Annotated in this window: 15 protein-coding genes; 7 read left to right on the top strand and 8 right to left on the bottom strand. The window is 64.8% G+C overall.

The window, feature by feature from the left end:
- Positions 1–49: 49 nt before the first annotated feature.
- The 3 genes from KIH76_RS08620 to KIH76_RS08610 all read left to right on the top strand — a co-directional run bounded on the left by KIH76_RS08620 (position 50) and on the right by KIH76_RS08610 (position 4,803).
- Positions 50–1,894, top strand: coding sequence for an ABC transporter ATP-binding protein (locus KIH76_RS08620; protein WP_219070341.1), 1,845 nt, complete (start codon positions 50–52; stop codon positions 1,892–1,894).
- Positions 1,891–3,741, top strand: coding sequence for an ABC transporter ATP-binding protein (locus KIH76_RS08615; protein ID WP_219070340.1), 1,851 nt, complete (start codon positions 1,891–1,893; stop codon positions 3,739–3,741). The genes KIH76_RS08620 and KIH76_RS08615 overlap by 4 nt, the downstream gene beginning before the upstream one ends.
- 63 nt (positions 3,742–3,804) lie before the next feature.
- Positions 3,805–4,803 (top strand): tRNA (guanine(37)-N(1))-methyltransferase, encoded by a 999-nt coding sequence (locus KIH76_RS08610; RefSeq protein WP_219070339.1) that lies wholly within the window; start codon positions 3,805–3,807, stop codon positions 4,801–4,803.
- 173 nt (positions 4,804–4,976) lie between these two features.
- Here the strand turns inward: KIH76_RS08610 and KIH76_RS08605 are convergent, their stop codons facing one another.
- The 4 genes from KIH76_RS08605 to rpmB form a co-directional block, all read right to left on the bottom strand.
- Positions 4,977–5,579 (bottom strand): nitroreductase family protein, encoded by a 603-nt coding sequence (locus KIH76_RS08605; RefSeq protein WP_219070338.1) that lies wholly within the window; start codon positions 5,577–5,579, stop codon positions 4,977–4,979.
- 150 nt (positions 5,580–5,729) lie between these two features.
- Positions 5,730–6,389 carry a 16S rRNA (guanine(966)-N(2))-methyltransferase RsmD gene (gene rsmD / locus KIH76_RS08600; RefSeq protein WP_219070337.1) on the bottom strand — a complete coding sequence of 220 codons (660 nt, stop codon included), beginning with the start codon at positions 6,387–6,389 and terminating at the stop codon, positions 5,730–5,732.
- A 213-nt stretch (positions 6,390–6,602) separates the two neighbouring features.
- Positions 6,603–9,167, bottom strand: coding sequence for an ATP-dependent DNA helicase RecG (locus tag KIH76_RS08595; protein ID WP_219070336.1), 2,565 nt, complete (start codon positions 9,165–9,167; stop codon positions 6,603–6,605).
- A 121-nt stretch (positions 9,168–9,288) separates the two neighbouring features.
- Complete coding sequence (gene rpmB / locus KIH76_RS08590) at positions 9,289–9,483, bottom strand: 50S ribosomal protein L28 (protein WP_152357804.1); 195 nt, start codon at positions 9,481–9,483, stop codon at positions 9,289–9,291.
- 321 nt (positions 9,484–9,804) lie between these two features.
- On the opposite strand from rpmB, the gene KIH76_RS08585 reads away from it, so the two are divergent.
- The 3 genes from KIH76_RS08585 to KIH76_RS08575 all read left to right on the top strand — a co-directional run bounded on the left by KIH76_RS08585 (position 9,805) and on the right by KIH76_RS08575 (position 12,988).
- The gene (locus KIH76_RS08585) at positions 9,805–10,881 is read left to right on the top strand and encodes a PfkB family carbohydrate kinase (RefSeq protein WP_219070335.1); all 1,077 of its coding nucleotides are present in this window, start codon (positions 9,805–9,807) and stop codon (positions 10,879–10,881) included.
- 196 nt (positions 10,882–11,077) lie between these two features.
- A complete protein-coding gene (locus tag KIH76_RS08580) occupies positions 11,078–12,355 on the top strand; it encodes an MFS transporter (RefSeq protein WP_219070375.1) in 1,278 nt (425 codons plus the stop codon).
- A gap of 147 nt (positions 12,356–12,502) precedes the next feature.
- Positions 12,503–12,988 carry a hypothetical protein gene (locus KIH76_RS08575; protein ID WP_219070334.1) on the top strand — a complete coding sequence of 162 codons (486 nt, stop codon included), beginning with the start codon at positions 12,503–12,505 and terminating at the stop codon, positions 12,986–12,988.
- Here KIH76_RS08575 and KIH76_RS08570 read toward each other — a convergent pair.
- A complete protein-coding gene (locus KIH76_RS08570; RefSeq protein ID WP_219070333.1) occupies positions 12,985–13,158 on the bottom strand; it encodes a chemotaxis protein in 174 nt (57 codons plus the stop codon). The two genes, KIH76_RS08575 and KIH76_RS08570, sit on opposite strands and share 4 nt — an antisense overlap.
- Positions 13,159–13,272: 114 nt before the next feature.
- On the opposite strand from KIH76_RS08570, the gene KIH76_RS08565 reads away from it, so the two are divergent.
- A complete protein-coding gene (locus KIH76_RS08565) occupies positions 13,273–13,638 on the top strand; it encodes a VOC family protein (protein WP_219070332.1) in 366 nt (121 codons plus the stop codon).
- 50 nt (positions 13,639–13,688) lie between these two features.
- Here the strand turns inward: KIH76_RS08565 and KIH76_RS08560 are convergent, their stop codons facing one another.
- From KIH76_RS08560 to KIH76_RS08550, 3 genes are all read right to left on the bottom strand, one after another.
- Positions 13,689–14,237: a GNAT family N-acetyltransferase gene (locus KIH76_RS08560; protein ID WP_214372348.1), complete on the bottom strand. Its 549-nt coding sequence runs from the start codon at positions 14,235–14,237 to the stop codon at positions 13,689–13,691.
- Positions 14,238–14,373: 136 nt separating this feature from the next.
- Positions 14,374–14,991, bottom strand: a complete 618-nt coding sequence (locus KIH76_RS11695) for a sugar O-acetyltransferase (protein ID WP_214372350.1) — start codon at positions 14,989–14,991, stop codon at positions 14,374–14,376.
- A gap of 299 nt (positions 14,992–15,290) precedes the next feature.
- A complete protein-coding gene (locus tag KIH76_RS08550) occupies positions 15,291–16,421 on the bottom strand; it encodes a helix-turn-helix transcriptional regulator (protein WP_214372351.1) in 1,131 nt (376 codons plus the stop codon).
- Positions 16,422–16,488 lie beyond the last annotated feature (67 nt).

Here is a 16,488-nt window from a genome sequence, read left to right as displayed (position 1 = left end):
GGAGGCGACGGTGAGACTGATATTCCATTATGTCCGGCGGTGTTGGGCCTTGGCGCTCACCGCCGCCGGCTTTTTGCTGATCGAGACGATCGGCGACCTGTTGCAGCCGACGCTGATGTCGATGATCGTCGATCAGGGCGTGGTGCGGCGCGATATCGGCACGGTGTGGCGTTGGGGCGCGGTCATGCTCGCCGTCGCCGTGATCGGCGCGGGTGCGGCCGCGATGCGCAACGTCTTCGCGTCGCGCGCCTCGCAGCTCATCGGCCGCGACATCCGGTCCGACACGTATCGCAAGGTGATGTCGCTCGGATTCGACACGGTCGACCGGCTGCAGCCCGGCGCGATCATCACGCGCATCACCAACGACGTGGTGCAGATCCAGAACTTCGCGCAGGGGCTGATGCGCATCATGCTCAAGGCGCCGATCACCTGCGTGGGCGCGATCGCGCTGATCATCGTGCAGATTCCGGACCAGACGCCCACGGTGGCGGCGATTCTGGCGGTGGCGGCGCTGCTGATCTGGGCGAACATGCATCTGAGCTTCCCCCGGTTCCTGCGCGTGCAGCAGACGCTCGACCGGCTGGGCGTGGTCAGCCGCGAGTTCCTGCGTTCGATCCGCGTGGTCAAGGCGTTCGTGATGGAGCATGAGGAGCGCGCCCGGTTCGCCGGTGCCGCGCGGCGGTTCGCGGATGCGAACGTCGCCGCGACGAGGGTGAACGCGACGTTCGGCCCGATGATCAACCTGAGCGTGAACGTCGGCATCGTGGTGATGCTGTGGCTGTCGCGCACGCAGGACGCGGCGCATATCGGCACGTTGATGGCCTCGATGAACTACATGACGCAGATCCTGTTCGCATTGAACCGCGTGTCGATGATCGTCAATTCGGCGACCCGCGCGAGTGCTTCGGCGTCGCGTATCCAGGAGATCTTCGACTGTCCCGATGAGTTCGCGCAGTCGCCGGATTCCGCCATCGGCACCGATCAGGCCCATGATACGGTCCGCGGTCCGGCTCCCGATTCAAGCAAGCCCTCCGCCGATTCCAACCCAGCCCTCACGTCGGCGCCTACGCCGCCGCTGCCGTCGCACGAACCGGCGACGCGACCCGAATCATCTGACGACTCCCCCACCGTCGAATTGCGCGACGTCACCTTCGCCTACGCGCAGTCCGCCGCCCCCGCGCTGCGCGACGTGTCGTTCGCCATGCCGCGCGGCGCCACGCTCGGCATCATCGGCCCGACCGGTTCCGGCAAGTCCACGCTCGTATCGCTCATCGCGCGCCTGTACGACCCGCAGTCCGGCATGGTCGCCGTCGACGGCCGCGACCTGCACGCATGGGATGTGGACGAGCTGCGTGCCAATATCGCGCTCGTCTCGCAGCAGCCGACCCTGTTCACCGGCACGATCCGTTCGAACCTGCGCTGGGGCGACCCTCAGGCAAGCGACGAACAGCTGCGCCGGGCCGCGCGGCTGGCCTGCGCCGACGAGTTCATCGACCGGCTGCCGGACGGCTATGACGCACGCGTCGGTCAGGGCGGCGTGAATCTGTCCGGCGGGCAGAAGCAGCGGCTCAATCTCGCCCGCGCGCTGGTGCGCGGGCCGCGGCTGCTGATGCTGGACGACTGCACGAGCGCGTTGGATGCGGTCACCGAGCATCAGGTGCTGTCAAATCTGCGTACGTTGTCTGCCGCCGCTTCGACCGGCCAGACCAGCGAGCGCCGCCGGACCAGCGTCGTCATCATTTCGCAGCGTATCGCCACCGTGCGCACCGCCGACCGCATCGTCGTCATGGACGGCGGCCGCGTCGCCGGAGTCGGCACGCACGACGAGCTGCTGCGAACGTGCGCACTGTATCAGGCCATCGCCGCGTCGCAACTCGGAGGCACCCGATCATGAGTCACGCAGACAACGCAACCCCATCATCGCCATCCGCAACCCCATCCCCGACGTTCGACCGCCGCGCGACCGGACCGCAGTTCGGCGGCGGCATGGCCCGTCGCGGCGCGCCGGTCGTCAAACCGCACGACATGCGCGGCACGCTGCGTCGTCTGCTCGACGTGACGCGCGGCCACCGGCGCGGTCTGGGCCGCGTGTTCGTCCTGTCCGGACTGGGCGCCACGTCCGGCGTGCTCTCGCCGCTGCTCATCGGCATGGTCATCGACCGCATCTCGGCCCGCGCGTCGGTCACGTTCGCGCTCGCGCTGCTGGCCGGGCTGTATGCGGTCGACTGGCTCATCGACTTCGGCAAGCAGTGGATGATGGCCGCGGTCGGCCAGCGGATCGTGCTGCATCTGCGGCTTGCGCTGTTCGAATCGATGGAACGGCTCCCCTTGCGTTTCTTCGACCGGCATCAGCACGGCGAGCTGATGAGCCGCCTGACGAACGACGTGGACAACATCAGTTCCACGATCTCCGATTCGCTCGCTCAGCTCATGGTGTACGCGTTCACGATCGCGGGCACGCTGGCGTGCATGCTGTGGCTGAGTCCGCCGCTGACCGCCGTCTCGCTCGTTTCGGTGGCGCTCGTGCTGCTGCTCGCGCGCACCGTGACGCGCCGCACGCGACCGCTGTTCGCGAAGCAGCAGCGCGTGCTCGGCGAGCTCGACGGGCATGTCGAGGAGACGGTCTCGGGCATGGCGACCGTGAAGACGTACGGTCAGGAACAGGCGATGATCGACGATTTCGAACGGCTCAACGACCGGCTGTGCGCGACGGCGACGCGCGCGCAGACCTGGTCGGGATTCATGATGCCGCTGTCGAACGCGATCAACAATTTCGGGTTCCTGCTGGTCGCGGTCACGAGCGGCGTGATGGCGGCCCGCGGCATGATCGGCATCGGCGTGGTGTCGAGCTTCCTGCTGTACGTGCGCCAGTTCTCGCGCCCGTTCGTGGACATCGCGAACATCTACAACACGTTCCAGACGGCGGTGGCCGGCGCGGAACGCATGTTCCAGGTCATGGACGAGGAGCCGGAGCCGGCCGACGCGCCGGACGCGGTGGATGCGGCCGGGCCGCGCGGAGACATCGTGTTCGATCATGTCTCGTTCGGCTACGATCCGGCGCATCCGGTGATCCATGACGTGACGCTGGCGATTCCGGCCGGCGCGCGCGTCGCGTTCGTCGGGCAGACCGGCTCGGGCAAGACGACGATGGTGAGCCTGCTGACGCGCTGCTACGATCCGGACGCGGGGCGCGTGCTGCTGGACGGGCGTGATCTGCGCGATTATCGGATGGCGAGCCTGAGGCATGCGTTCGGCAGCGTGCTGCAGGAGCCGTCGCTGTTCGAGGACACGGTGGCGGCGAACATCGCGTTCGGGCGTCCAGACGCGACGCGCGAGCAGATTCGCGATGCGGCGCGGGCGGCCGGTGCGGACGGGTTCATCGAACGGCTGGAGCATGGCTACGATACGGTGCTGACCGGCGGCGGCAGTGCGATGAGCCAGGGCGAGCGGCAGCTGCTGACGATCGCGCGGGCGCTGCTGGCCGATGCGCCGATCGTGATCCTCGACGAGGCGACGAGCGCGGTCGACACGGTGACCGAACAGTCGATCCGGCGCGCGATGATCCGCATGACCGCGGGACGCACGAGCATCGTGATCGCGCATCGCCTGTCCACGATCCGCGATTCCGACCTGATCGTCGTGTTCGAGCACGGCAGGATCGTCGAGCAGGGCACGCACGAGTCGCTGATGGCGGCGGGCGGCGTCTACTCGCGCATGGTGGCCGATCAGACGGCGGGGTGATGTTTCACGTCGCGGGCGGGCGGACGCATGGCAGAACCAGCCCACACGCTAGGCTAGGGGTTCATGAAGATCGATATCGTTTCCGTGTTCCCGGAGTATTTTGACGTGCTGAACCTGTCGCTGTTCGGCAAGGCGCAGGCCAAGGGACTGGTCGAGGTGAAGGCGCACAACCTGCGCAACTGGACGCACGACGTGCATCATTCGGTGGACGACACGCCGGTCGGCGGCGGCGCCGGCATGGTGATGAAGCCCGCGGTGTGGGCCGAGTGCCTTGACGATCTGCTAGGCCTTGCGCCGGCGGTCGTGACTGCGCCGTCCGGCGAGTCCGACGAGTCCGACGAGTCCGACGGGGTTCCGGCTTCCGTCTCGCCGGACGATACGACCTCGGCAACCATCCCGACGGAATCGCGGTCCGACGCGCAGTCATCATTCCCGTCATCCCAGCCCTCTGAACAGTCTTCCTCCTCGTCATCTCGAGCGGAGGCGCAGCCGGAGTCGAGAGATCTTCCATCCTCCCCCGTCCTGATCTTCCCCAATCCGTCCGCGCCGCTGTTCACGCAGCGCGACGCGACCGAGCTGAGCCACGCCGGTCACCTGCTGTTCGGCTGCGGCCGCTACGAGGGCTACGATGCCCGAATCCCCGCGTATTACCGCGCGCAGGGCGTGGACGTGCGCGAGTATTCGATCGGTGATTACGTGCTGAACGGCGGCGAGGTGGCCGTGTCGGTGATGTTGGAGGCGATCACGCGTCTGCTGCCCGGGTTCATGGGCAACGCCGACTCCATCATCGAGGAATCCTACACGGGCGAGAACGCGCTGCTCGAGCACCGCCAGTACACCAAGCCGGCCGAATGGCGCGGACTCAAGGTGCCGGACATCCTGCTGTCCGGCGACCACGGCAAGGTCGACCGCTACCGCCGCGACGAGGCGATCGCCCGTACGGACGAGATCCGGCCGGATCTGATCGAGCGACTGGACTGCAAGGCGCTCGACAAGGCCGACCGCAAGACGCTGATGGCGCTGGGCTGGGAGGTCTCGGGCGCGCATCCGAAGCGCCGGTAGTCGACGCTCCCCATCACGCGATTGCGCACGCGATGGAAACTCAAATCCATATGCCATCGCGGAATCGCGCAATAAAAAACGGGATGGAAAACCATGCGAGTTTTCCATCCCGTGATCTCATCGCGTCTCAGCGCACAGCCATGTCAGATGGCCGCAACGCACCGCGGCACGGTTTACAGGCCGAAGACCTTGACGCGGGCGTCGGCCGGCTGCTTGTCGACCGGGCCGGCCGGCTGGGCGACGGTGCCGAACGGCATCTGGGCCTGCAGCTTCCAGCTTGCGGGCAGGCCGAACTCGGCGGCGACGGCCTCGTCGATCAGCGGGTTGTAGTGCTGCAGGGACGCGCCGAGGCCCTTCTCGGACAGAGCGGTCCACACGGCGAGCTGCAGCATGCCGGCGGCGTCACGTGCGAAGCCCGGGAAGTTGGCGGCGTAGGCCGGGAAGTTCTCCTGCAGCTGCTTGGTCACGTCCTCGTCGTCGAAGAACAGGACGGTACCGTGGCCGGCCGCGAAGGAGTTGATCTTCGCCTCGGTGGACTTGAACGCCTCTTCGTCATTGACGACCTTGCGCAGGGTCTCCTTGACGATGTCCCACAGCTTCTGGTTGGCGTCGCCGAACAGCACGACAGCGCGCTGCGGCTGGGAGTTGAAGGCGCTCGGCACGGCGACGGTGACGTCCTCGATCAGCTTGACGATCTCCTGGTCGGCGATCGGGGAGGCGCTGGTCAGCGCGTACTGGGAACGACGGGCCTGGAGTTCCTCGACAAAGTTCGACATGATGGTTCCTTTCGGTCACGGTATGCAGATCATCGATATATCTCGATTCGATATCTCGATTCGAGATATATCATCCGCATACCACGATACGAGGTATTACCGGCACGTCATGCCGGTTTCGCTGAAAGTGAAATCAGTCAGCTCCCGGGATTATTCGCCGTCAATCGCGGGAACCGCAGCCTCCAGATAGAACACCGCCGTCTCGCCATAGTCGCGCCGCTCACTGATCTCCCAGCCGGCCGGGGCGGCCGGGTCATCCGAGCGGCCCGACCGTTCCAGTACGATCACCGTGCGCTCCCCCGCCATGCCGGACGCCACCAGGTCGGCCAGCAATTGGTCGCACGCCTGAGTCTCGAACGCATACGGCGGGTCGATGAAGATCACGTCGAACGGCCGGGCGGCCGCCGCACCCGATGCCGCGGGAGCCGCGAACTTCTCCGCCTTCGCCTTGATGACCCGCGCGCCCATGTCCGGCCGCCACGCCTTGTTGTGCTTCAGCGCGGTCAGCGTCTTCGCGATCAGCGCGGCGGCCGGTCCGTTCGCCTCGATGGCGACCAATTCGCGCGCGCCGCGGCTCAGCGCTTCAATGCCGAGCGCCCCGGTGCCGGCGAACAGGTCGAGCACTCGGGCGTCGTCCAGCACGCCCCACGAGTCGAGACGCGAGAAGATCGCTTCCTTGGTGCGGTCGGTAGTGGGCCGGGTGCCGGTTTTCGGCGTGGTCAGCGCCACGCCCTTGAATCGTCCAGAAATCACGCGCATACGCCCTACTGTAGCGGTCGGCCTATGCACCGGTCTTTCAATCCGGCCCATCATTCCGGTTAAGCCTCCCACCATGTCATTTCGACCGAGCGAAGCGAGCGGAGAAATCTTATGCCGCCGCCTCAGCAAGATTTCTCCGCTCGCTTCGCTCGGTCGAAATGACAATGTCCCACTGCGGTTAGGTCGAAATGACAATATGTGACCAGCTCAGTCGATATGGCAACGCCTCGCCCCGCCTGGCCGAAATGACACGTCACGCCGCGATCACGACGAGGTCAAAAACGCCTCGTTGCCGCGCGTGAAGTCGAGCACCGCGCCGGCGAGCTGCACTTCGCCGCCCAGATCGGGGTCGTCGGTCAGCAGTCGTCCGGCACGTTCGCGCGCGTCGGCGATCATGTCGGCGTCCTTGACCACGCGCAGCAGTTTCAGGCTCGACTTGCCGCCCGACTGCGCGTCGCCGAGCACATCGCCCGCGCCGCGGAATTCCAGGTCGGCCTGCGCGATCTCGGCACCGTCCAAAGATCCCTGAATCACCTGCAACCGCTGTTCGGCCGGCGATCCGGGCTCGGCACGCGAGATCAGGAACGCCCACGAGTTCGTGCCGCCACGCCCCACACGCCCGCGCAGCTGGTGCAGCTGCGACAGACCGTACCGGTCGGCGTCGAAGATCACGATGCAGCTGGCCTGCGGCACGTCCACGCCAACCTCGATCACCGTGGTGGCGACCAGGATCGGCGTCTTGCCGCTCGCGAAGTCGGCCATCACGCGGGCCTTCGTCTCGTCGTCGTCGCGCCCGGTCAACGTCGCGAACTCGATGCCGGCGAACTGCGGCAGGCTTGCCAGCCGGTCGGCGATCTCGGTCACCGAGTGCAACGGCGGGCGCTGTGGGTGCTCGTCGCCGTCCGTCCCGGTCATGCCGGCATCAGAGCGGTCGTATACGTCCATTTCGGAGCCGCCGGTCACCGACGAGTCGACATCGTCGGTCTCGGAATCCGCGTCGATGCGCGGGCAGACCACGTACGCCCGCTCCCCTGCGTCGATACGCTGGCGAATGTGCGCGAACATACTGCCCATCGTGCGCCCGTCCGCTTCGGGCACAATGAACGTGCGGATCGGCTTGCGGCCGCCCGGCAATTCCGTGAGCCACGAGATGTCGAGATCGCCGAACCAGGTCATCGCGGCCGTGCGCGGGATCGGCGTGGCGGTCATGACTAGCAGGTGCGGCGCCTTGTCGGCTTTGCCGCGCAACGATTCGCGCTGTTCGACGCCGAACCGGTGCTGTTCGTCGATGACCGCAAGCGCGAGGTTCGGCGCCTGAAAGGTTTTGGAGAACGCGGCATGCGTGGCAACGATGATGCACGGCCGGCCGCTGGCGGCAACGGCGAGCGCACGGCGACGGGCGGCGAGTTTCATGCCGCCAGTCAAGAGGATCACGGGGATGACGTCGTCGTGTGCCGCGGGATCGTCGAATAGGCCGTCGGATGCGGCGGTGGAAGCTTTGCCACGGCGAGAATGGTCGTCCGTTACATCGTCACCGTCAGCGGACGCATCGACGTCATCCGCCGCGCGCAGTCCGGCGACCATCTTGCCGATCGTGGCAACGTGCTGCTCGGCGAGCACCTGCGTGGGCGCGACGAGCACGGCCTGATGGCCGGAGCCGACCGCCTGCAGCATCGCGGCGAGCGCGACGACGGTTTTGCCGGAGCCGACTTCGCCTTGCAGAAGCCGTTGCATCGGCGTGTCGCGGGTCATGTCGGCGGCGATGTCGTCGACGACCTCGCGCTGACCGCGCGTCAGATCGAACGGCAGAGATGCGATGAACCGGTCGCGCAATGCGGTGTGCGGACAGGGTTCCGCGGCCGTGTGATGCGCGTGCCGGCGCGCTTGCAGCAGCGAGGTCTGGCAGATGAACGCTTCCTCGTATCGCAGCGTGTCGATGGCGCGCGCGAAGTCGGCCGTGGAATCCGGATTATGGATCGCGGCGAACGCTGCGGCTCGGTGCATGAGCTGTTTGGCGGTCCGCACCGGTTCAGGCAGGATGTCGGGGATGGCATGCGCGAGTCGCATGATCTGGGCGGCGTCGGCAGGGCCGTTTACGGAGTCGGCGGCACCCTCGGCGGTCGCTGTCGTGTCGCGGAGCGTATCGTTCCGCGCAGCCCGGCCGGCGTCCGCAATGTCCGCGACATCGTCGCGTTCCAGCATTCGCATGAACGAGAGGATCGACTCGTGGATATGCTCGCTGGAGATGCGCGAGGTCGCGTGGTACACCGGTCGCGGCCGGCAGACGCGACGCAGGCCGGCCTCGACCGTGTCCGCATCGTACTTGAGCGATGACGTTTCCGGCACGAACATGCCGTCTACGGTCGGACCGTCGTTCGGCGCGACCGTCACGATTTCGGGATGCGTGAACTGCAGCTGGCCGCCGTATTCGCTGGGCGTTCCCGAGATCACGACGCTCGATCCGGCACGCAGCCGGACACTCAGCCAGTCGACGTACTGCTTCTTGTACGAGAAGAACGTGAGCCGCGTGATCGCGCCTGTCATGCCGCGCGAACGGGCGAAATCGGAATCGTCGGCGAGCGCTTCGAGTCGGTAGCCGCGCCGCGCGTTCATCGGCACCACCCGCAGGTCGCGGATCACCGCGGCGAACGCCATCGCCTCGCCGATCCGAGCCTCACGCAGCGCGCGCAGCGGCACCGGGTCGGTCACACGGAACGGATAGTAGGTCAGCGCGTCGCCGATCGAGACGATGCCTAGAGATTTGAGCGCACCGGCACGCCGTTTGTTCGTCATCAACGACGACACCGGGGTGTTCAGGGTAATGCTCATAACGCTCCATTGTGTCGGGGCAAGCGGACAGCTGCCTTCGGTCAACGGCCCGGACCGCCTGCGATATGAAAAACCCCGGCGGTCTTGCGACTACCGGGGTTTAAGCTTGCTATCTCGCGATTCACGCGGCCACACGCTGAACCTTGCCAGCCTTGAGGCACTTGACGCACACGCGAACGCGGACGTTCTCGCCGTCGATCGTGGTGCGAACCGGCTGCAGGTTCGGGCGGAAGGTGCGCTTATTGCGGATATGTGAGTGCGAAACGGTGTAACCGGTCTGCGGTCCCTTGCCGCACACTGCGCAACGAGCTGCCATAATGGACTCCCTATAATGTTCTTTGACTTGCAAGTCTTGCGTTCGCGCCACGCATTTTACCGCACGGCGGAACACACAACTTCACTACTATAGCGCACAGCACCGGACAACGCAAAACAGGCGCGCGAAATCTCCCTACAACCGACCAGCCCGCCCGAGCGCATCATCATCCGCCGTCTCGCGAAACTTCACGCAATCATACCTAGTACCTATTGCCGCATTCAGGAAACATTCATAAACTTGCTGTACAACGTGACTAATTAATGGCGATGGCTCGCAACATCGACGCGCAGCCCATCCGCAGCAGTCAAGGAGGATGCCATGCTCAGCCGAATCGGTGAACGCTTCGCCCAGTTCAAGGAAACGCAGGACGACGAACCGCAGCATGCCGTCATCTCGCTCGGCCACATCTGGGTCGACATCATGATGAACGTCAACGATTTCCCAAAACCCGGCGGATTCGCCGTCTCTGATCACACCAATGCGGCGGTCGGCGGCAGCTACCGTGTGCTGCAGGCGGCCACACGCATGGGCGCGAAGGCCGAACATGCCGGCATCATCGGCACCGGCCCGTGGGCCACGATCGTGCGCGAGACGCTCGCCGCCAGCGGCATCGACCACATCGGCCAGGACCGCCTCGACACCGATTCCGGCTTCCGCCTCGTGCTCGCCGACGAGGATCGCCGCAAGACCTACATCGCCACCTACGGCGCGGAGGCACAGGGCGACGGCACGACGTTCGACTGCGTGGAGCCACGTCCCGGCGACGTGGTGCACATCAGCGGCAACACGCTGATGGACCACACCGCAGCGGGCGTGGACGAATTCATGCACCGGGCCGGCAGCGATCCGGCCGGCCGCGATTTCACAATCGTGCTCAACCCGACGAACACGCTGTCGCTGGTCAACGACCATCTGCTCGAGGATTTGGTGCTGGCGCGCCCGATTTGGTCGTGTAACCGGCAGGAGGCGAACACGCTGGCCGACCGACTCGGCGTGCTGCGCGACGACGACATGCTGATGACCGTGGGCGGCGGGTTCGACCGGTCAATGGCCGAACTGTGCGAGGTGCTCGGCGAGACGCTACGCGCGCCGCTGGTGGTGCGGGCCGGTTCGCGCGGCGCATGGGTACGCACGCCGGGCGGCAACGTCGTGCACGTGGACGGATTCCCTACCAAGGCGACGCACACGCGCTCGGCCGGAGCGCCGCATACCGGCGCATTGTGCGCGATGCTGGCGCAGGGCTGGTCGCTGACCGATGCGGTGCGCATCGCGAACGCGGCCGCGTCGATGGCGATCCAACGCGCGGTCAACGGCGTGCCGAGCTGCCCGGAATACGAGGACGCGATCGCGCTCGTCGACGCGGCCGAAACGGAAACCGGCAAGCCCCAGGCGTAGACGCGGCTCCCCAGACAGACATATCGTCCCCACACCTTGGCATACGTTTGCCGGCAGCATGCGGCCAACCACCGCCAGCCGCCGGCAAACGACAATTCACTGTGCGTTCATCTCCATTCTTCCGGCCGCACGGCACGTCCCGTACCATTAAAGATGGTTATGAACAGGAGTCGTTATGTCTGAAAGCACCACCGGCATGTCCGCCGCGCCAGCCCCGGCGGCACCGGCCGCATCCGCGAAACTCACGAAACGCGAGAAGCAGTGGATCGTCTACGACGTCGGCAATTCGGCGTTCGTGCTGCTGAGCACTGCCGTCGTCCCGATCTACGCGAAATCGCTCATGCCCGCGGACGGCAACATCGTCTCCGCATGGGGCTACGCGCAAACGATCGCATCGCTCGTCATCGCGCTGCTCATGCCGCTGCTTGGCTCGATCGCCGACGTGCAGGGTATGAAGATCAAATTCTTCCTCGGCTTCTTCGGTACGGGCGTGGTCATGTGCTGCGCGATGGCCCTGCCGCTGACCTGGCTGCCGTTCCTGATCGCGTACGTGCTCGCGACGATCGGATTGAACGGCTCGCTCACGTTCTACGATTCGATGCTCATCGACACGACCGACAACGATCGCATGGACAAGGTGTCGTCGCACGGCTACGGGTGGGGATACGTCGGCTCGACGATCCCGTTCATCGCGTGCATCGCGCTGATCTTCGGCGGTCCCGCTCTGTTCGGCTGGTCGACGGTCGCATGCACGCGGGCAAGCTTCGTCATCACGGCCGTGTGGTGGGTGGCGTTCACGATCCCGCTGCTGACGAGCTACCGGCAGGTGCATTACCGCGCGACCCGCGAGCACACGCGCGAGGCGATCCACGGCACGTTCACCGAGCTGGGCGGCACGTTGCGCAAGCTTGTGCGCAACAAGCCGCTGTGGATGTTCATGATCGCGTTCTTCTTCTACATCGACGCGGTGAACACGGTCATCTCGATGAGCACGTCGTACGGCACGCAGCTCGGCATCGACTCGACGCAGCTCGTGGTGGCGCTGCTGGTGACGCAGTTCGTCGCGTTCCCGTGCGCGATCCTGTACGGACGGCTGGCGGGCCGTTTCGGGTGCAAGCCGATGATCATGGCCGCGGTCGTCGCATACATGTGCATCGTGTTCTTCGCCGCGTTCTTCCTGCGCTCGGCCGTGCAGTTCTGGATCCTCGCGATTCTCGTAGGCATGTTCCAGGGCGGCATTCAGGCGCTGTCGCGCTCGTACTACGGCAAGATCATCCCCAAGGAGCACGCCAACGAGTACTACGGCCTGTACGACATCTTCGGCAAGACGGCCTCGATTCTCGGCACGTTCCTCGTGGCGACCACCACGTCGCTGACCGGCAACGCGTCGCTCGGCGTCCTGTCGATCGCGATCCTGCTCGTCGTCGCGCTCGTCTTCCTCACCCTGCAGAAGGATCCGACCAAGACGGCCTGACGGCGGCGCGCCTGCCTCGCCCGACCGTCCGATTCCTCCATGCGGGTGCACAGATGTCCGCATGCTCCCCCTGCGGCCGGTTGCGCACTGATACATTGGGATGCATCGGACCGTTGGGACGCATCAATCCGGCCGGAAGGAACGCCAATGCGCAGCGACAATCCTGAGAACAGGCCACGATACGGCCATATGCTTGGTGGACATCTGACGCTGGATGCGGTCGTCTCGTTCCCGATCAGTCTGCTGGTCGCGTGGCTGGGATTGCGGTTCATCACGCACGCCGCGTTCGACGCCGGCGAGCTGGCCGCTCTGCTGGCGGTCACATGGCTGGGCGTCTCGCTGATCGATTCGCGTCTCGACTACGAACTGCGGCGGGCGACGAACCGCACCGCACCGCCGATGCCATGGCCGATGATCGCCGCCAAGATGGCGCTGCCGTTCGCCCTGCCGTGGATCGCGGCCTTCGCGGCCCTTGGCCATGCGGACATGACGACCGTCGCGGCCGCGAGCGTCGCCGCGGGAGCGGTCCGTCTGGCGGAGATCATCGGCCTCGAACAGCCATGGAGAGGTGAGGATCAGGAGACGATCGACCGGCGACGGCGAGGGCCGAGGCGCGGCATCCAAGTCGGTTAATGTCCCAGCAGCCCCGAGATCTGTCCGATGACGTCGGTGGGTAGACCCGTCCGATCGGCGATCGATCCCAGATCGAGGTTCTCGCCCTGTTCCCGGATCGCGCCGGCGACCGCACCGATCTGATCGACGGAGATGTGCTCCTCGACGAGCCCGCCAAGCGCGTCACCCAACGCGCCGGACGCGAGATTCTCAAAACCGCCCAGCCGCCCACGTCCCGCCGACTAGACTGGAAACCGATGGGATCACCGGGAATACGGCGGTTCCGCCGATGCAAGGAGGTCAATATGATCGATCATGTCGGATTGTTCGTCAAGGACGCGAACGAGCGCGCGGGCTTCTACGAGCAGTTGCTCAAGCCGCTGGGCTACGTGAAGAAATGCGAGTTCCCGGGCGCGGTGTGCTTTGCGAACGACGAGGACGGCGACAGCGTGTGGCTGGAGTCGCCGAAGGACGGCAACCCGGTCGTGCCGACGCATCTGGCGTTCCACGCGGCCGACGAGGATGCGGTGAAGACGTTCCATGCGGCCGGCCTTGCGGCGGGCGGCGTCGACAACGGCCAGCCCGGTCCGCGCCCGAACTACAGCCCGACCTATTACGCCGCGTTCATCCACGACCCGGACGGCAACAACATCGAAGCCTGCCTGCAGTAGCGGTGCATCGGCTGTGGTGGGTGAGGCGACTCTCCCACCACAGCAGCAAGTCACATTCGTTGAAACTCTTCGTTCAGTATCGCGTATTCCAGCTCATCTTCCCAATGCGTGCCGGCAGCACCCACATATTTCACCTTTTGAACGTAATGGGCCTCTTTGCGTAAACCGCATTTCTCCATCACCTTCCATGAGCCGATATTATTCGGATGACAAAGCGCGCACACGCGATGAACCTGCATCACATCGAAGCAATATTTGAGCAATGATTTGGTGATTTCCGTGGCGTACCCCTTGCCCCATTCAGATCGCACGAGCAGCCAGCCAAGCATCGCGGTATCACTTTCATAATCCATATGGATTCGCGCCCGCCCAATTTTTCGCGAATCGGATTTCGCGATCACCGCCATCTCATAATTCGTCTGCGGCCGCACATCCCAGTCAGACACCACCTGCCGCACATGATCCCGAATCCCCTCATCCGTCAAACAACCGCACGGCATATACGTCATGATCTCTGGGTCGCCGTACAGCGCGGAGATGATATCCTCATCATCAAGCGTGAACGGGCGCATCATAAGACGCTGAGTTTCTATCATCATTCTCGATCTTTCTTATATGCAGATTCGTTTTCGGGTTCCATATTCCCACGTATCGAGAAGGCAGATCACGCATGACACAAAAGCCTTTACGGAAGTGCACACATGCTCGGCCGAGTACGCTCGCTCTGGCACGCGCTCACTCCCACACGTCTAGGCGACGGTTCTTGTAGTAGAACTCGCGGTCCTTCTCCCCGATCTCGCGTACGGCTTTGCACGGCACGCCGTAGGCGACCGTGTTCGCGGGAATGTCGTGGCTGACGACCGAGCCGGCGCCGATCACGCAGTTGTCGCCGATGGTCACGCCCGGCAGGATCGTCACGTTCGCGCCGATCCACACGTTGCGACCGATCGTGACCGGGATGCAGTACACGTAGTGGTGTTCGCGCAGCACCGGCAGCACCGGATGCCCGGCCGTGGCGATGACGACGTTCGGCCCGAACATGCAGTAGTCGCCGATCGTGATGTCGGCGTCGTCCACGCAGGTGAAGTTCACGTTGCAGTACACGCCTTTGCCCATGTGCACGTGGTGGAATCCCCAGTTCGCGTGCGCGGGCGTCTCGACGTGGCAGCCGTCGCCAATCTCGGCGAACATCTCCTTGAGGAGCTTCTGCTTGCCGTCCGCGTCGGTGGGGTGGGTCCGGTTGAACTCCCACAGCTTCTCCTGATATTCGAGCTGGCCACCCATGATGGACGGATCGTCGTAGTGGTACGGCAGTTGTTCGGTACGGCGTTGCGCGTTATTGAGTTCGGCCATATTGACACTCCTCGTCAAATCCCAATGATTGCAACTATGTTTGCGTTATCATTATAGATCGAGCATATACGGTTCCACGCGGCGTGTTATACGATTCACTTCATCCATGCACGGTGACACGACGCATCCAGCGATATCGTGCGCCCGGGCGGCCGCGACCTGATCAACCGCATGCCACCCCTATCCTTGTTTTTCGAGGCCGACGCCGCCAAGCCACAGCCTCTCGATCGGCGAACCGACGCACGCAAACCGCCAAATCTGCCTCTCAATCGGCGAACCGTCCCAAAAGACCCCGCCCATCAGCCGTCAAGACGATCCTTGCACAGCCAGATGACGAGCGCCGCGATGCCGCACAGTGTGCCGCCGACCGGCCACGGCAGCCAGAACAGCGTGAACGCCGACCACACACCGGCATCGGCACCGGGCATGAGTAGCAACAGACATAGGGCGATGATCGTGGCGACCAGCATGATGACACCGCACACCGCCACGGTGAGTCTATTGGAGAACGCCTGTTGTCCGGTTCGCCGCTCCTCACCTCGATCGTTCTCGGCCGCACGGTTGTAGGCGTCGATGTTCAGCAGACCATACCGCATGCCGCAGTAGACAAAGCCGAACACGGCAAGCGCGCTGAGCAGCAGCATGACCGCGTTCGGCCAGCCAGAGGCAATACCCAGCACATCATCCGCATACACGACCACCACGATGCCGACCAGTATCGCCACCATGCCGCCTACGATACCGGTCGCGAGCAGTCGTATCTCCCGATCGCGATCGTCCTCGGTATACGGATCCTCGACGTACGGATGCCGGCGCGCGAAGACGACATGAGACATACCGCCCGGAATAAGCAGCGCCAGCCCGACGACCATCCCCATGCCGATGCACACGAACATCAGCAGATCGTTGAACGGCGACGATCCGATGATCGAGTTCACAGGATCGAACAGGTTCGCAACGCCAACCGACGCGACGACCGTTGTGACGCCGGACGCGATCAGCAATGCGAACCGGCGGCGATGCGCATCGTAGCCGGTCGGGTCCTGAGGGATGGCCGGGTCCTGCGTTCGCACTGATGCGGCGTCGATGCCGTCGCACCCGACCGGCCGATTCCCGCCATGCCCGTCGGAGTCGGAACGATCACCTTCGGCCGTCGGCAGCGACGCCGACCAATCGGCCGCATCGACCATGTCCGCCGCATCACCCGCATCACCCGTATCATCCGCCCGAGTCACGTCGCCGAGCACGAGATCATCCAGCGTGCAGCCGAACAGGTCGCAGATCGCCAGCAGCTTGTCCATTTCCGGGTACGCCTTCTCGGATTCCCATTTCGAGATCGCCTGCCGCGAGACGCCGAGCAGCATGGCGAGCTGTTCCTGTGTCATGTTGCGCCGCGCGCGCAACGCCTGCAGATTGGTGCGGAATGTCATGGTGATCCCCCTTCTTTCCACGGTGTCGTCATGTCGTGTTCGGCCGATGACCCCACTATGGCAGACC

This window comes from Bifidobacterium simiiventris (assembly GCF_019331715.1).
GTDB classification, from domain to species: Bacteria; Actinomycetota; Actinomycetes; order Actinomycetales; family Bifidobacteriaceae; genus Bifidobacterium; species Bifidobacterium simiiventris.
Note: the sequence above shows the minus strand (reverse complement) of the source record. Positions and strands in the feature narration are given on the sequence as shown.

Bases quoted from the DNA above. Each gene is read 5' to 3' on its own strand.
- KIH76_RS08615 (WP_219070340.1), top strand. From the start codon at position 1,891: ATGAGTCACGCAGACAACGCAACCCCATCATCGCCATCCGCAACCCCA.
- KIH76_RS08610 (WP_219070339.1), top strand. From the start codon at position 3,805: ATGAAGATCGATATCGTTTCCGTGTTCCCGGAGTATTTTGACGTGCTG.
- KIH76_RS08605 (WP_219070338.1), bottom strand. From the start codon at position 5,579: ATGTCGAACTTTGTCGAGGAACTCCAGGCCCGTCGTTCCCAGTACGCG.
- rsmD (WP_219070337.1), bottom strand. From the start codon at position 6,389: ATGGGCCGGATTGAAAGACCGGTGCATAGGCCGACCGCTACAGTAGGG.
- KIH76_RS08595 (WP_219070336.1), bottom strand. From the start codon at position 9,167: ATGAGCATTACCCTGAACACCCCGGTGTCGTCGTTGATGACGAACAAA.
- rpmB (WP_152357804.1), bottom strand. From the start codon at position 9,483: ATGGCAGCTCGTTGCGCAGTGTGCGGCAAGGGACCGCAGACCGGTTAC.
- KIH76_RS08585 (WP_219070335.1), top strand. From the start codon at position 9,805: ATGCTCAGCCGAATCGGTGAACGCTTCGCCCAGTTCAAGGAAACGCAG.
- KIH76_RS08580 (WP_219070375.1), top strand. From the start codon at position 11,078: ATGTCCGCCGCGCCAGCCCCGGCGGCACCGGCCGCATCCGCGAAACTC.
- KIH76_RS08575 (WP_219070334.1), top strand. From the start codon at position 12,503: ATGCGCAGCGACAATCCTGAGAACAGGCCACGATACGGCCATATGCTT.
- KIH76_RS08565 (WP_219070332.1), top strand. From the start codon at position 13,273: ATGATCGATCATGTCGGATTGTTCGTCAAGGACGCGAACGAGCGCGCG.
- KIH76_RS08560 (WP_214372348.1), bottom strand. From the start codon at position 14,237: ATGATGATAGAAACTCAGCGTCTTATGATGCGCCCGTTCACGCTTGAT.
- KIH76_RS11695 (WP_214372350.1), bottom strand. From the start codon at position 14,991: ATGGCCGAACTCAATAACGCGCAACGCCGTACCGAACAACTGCCGTAC.
- KIH76_RS08550 (WP_214372351.1), bottom strand. From the start codon at position 16,421: ATGACATTCCGCACCAATCTGCAGGCGTTGCGCGCGCGGCGCAACATG.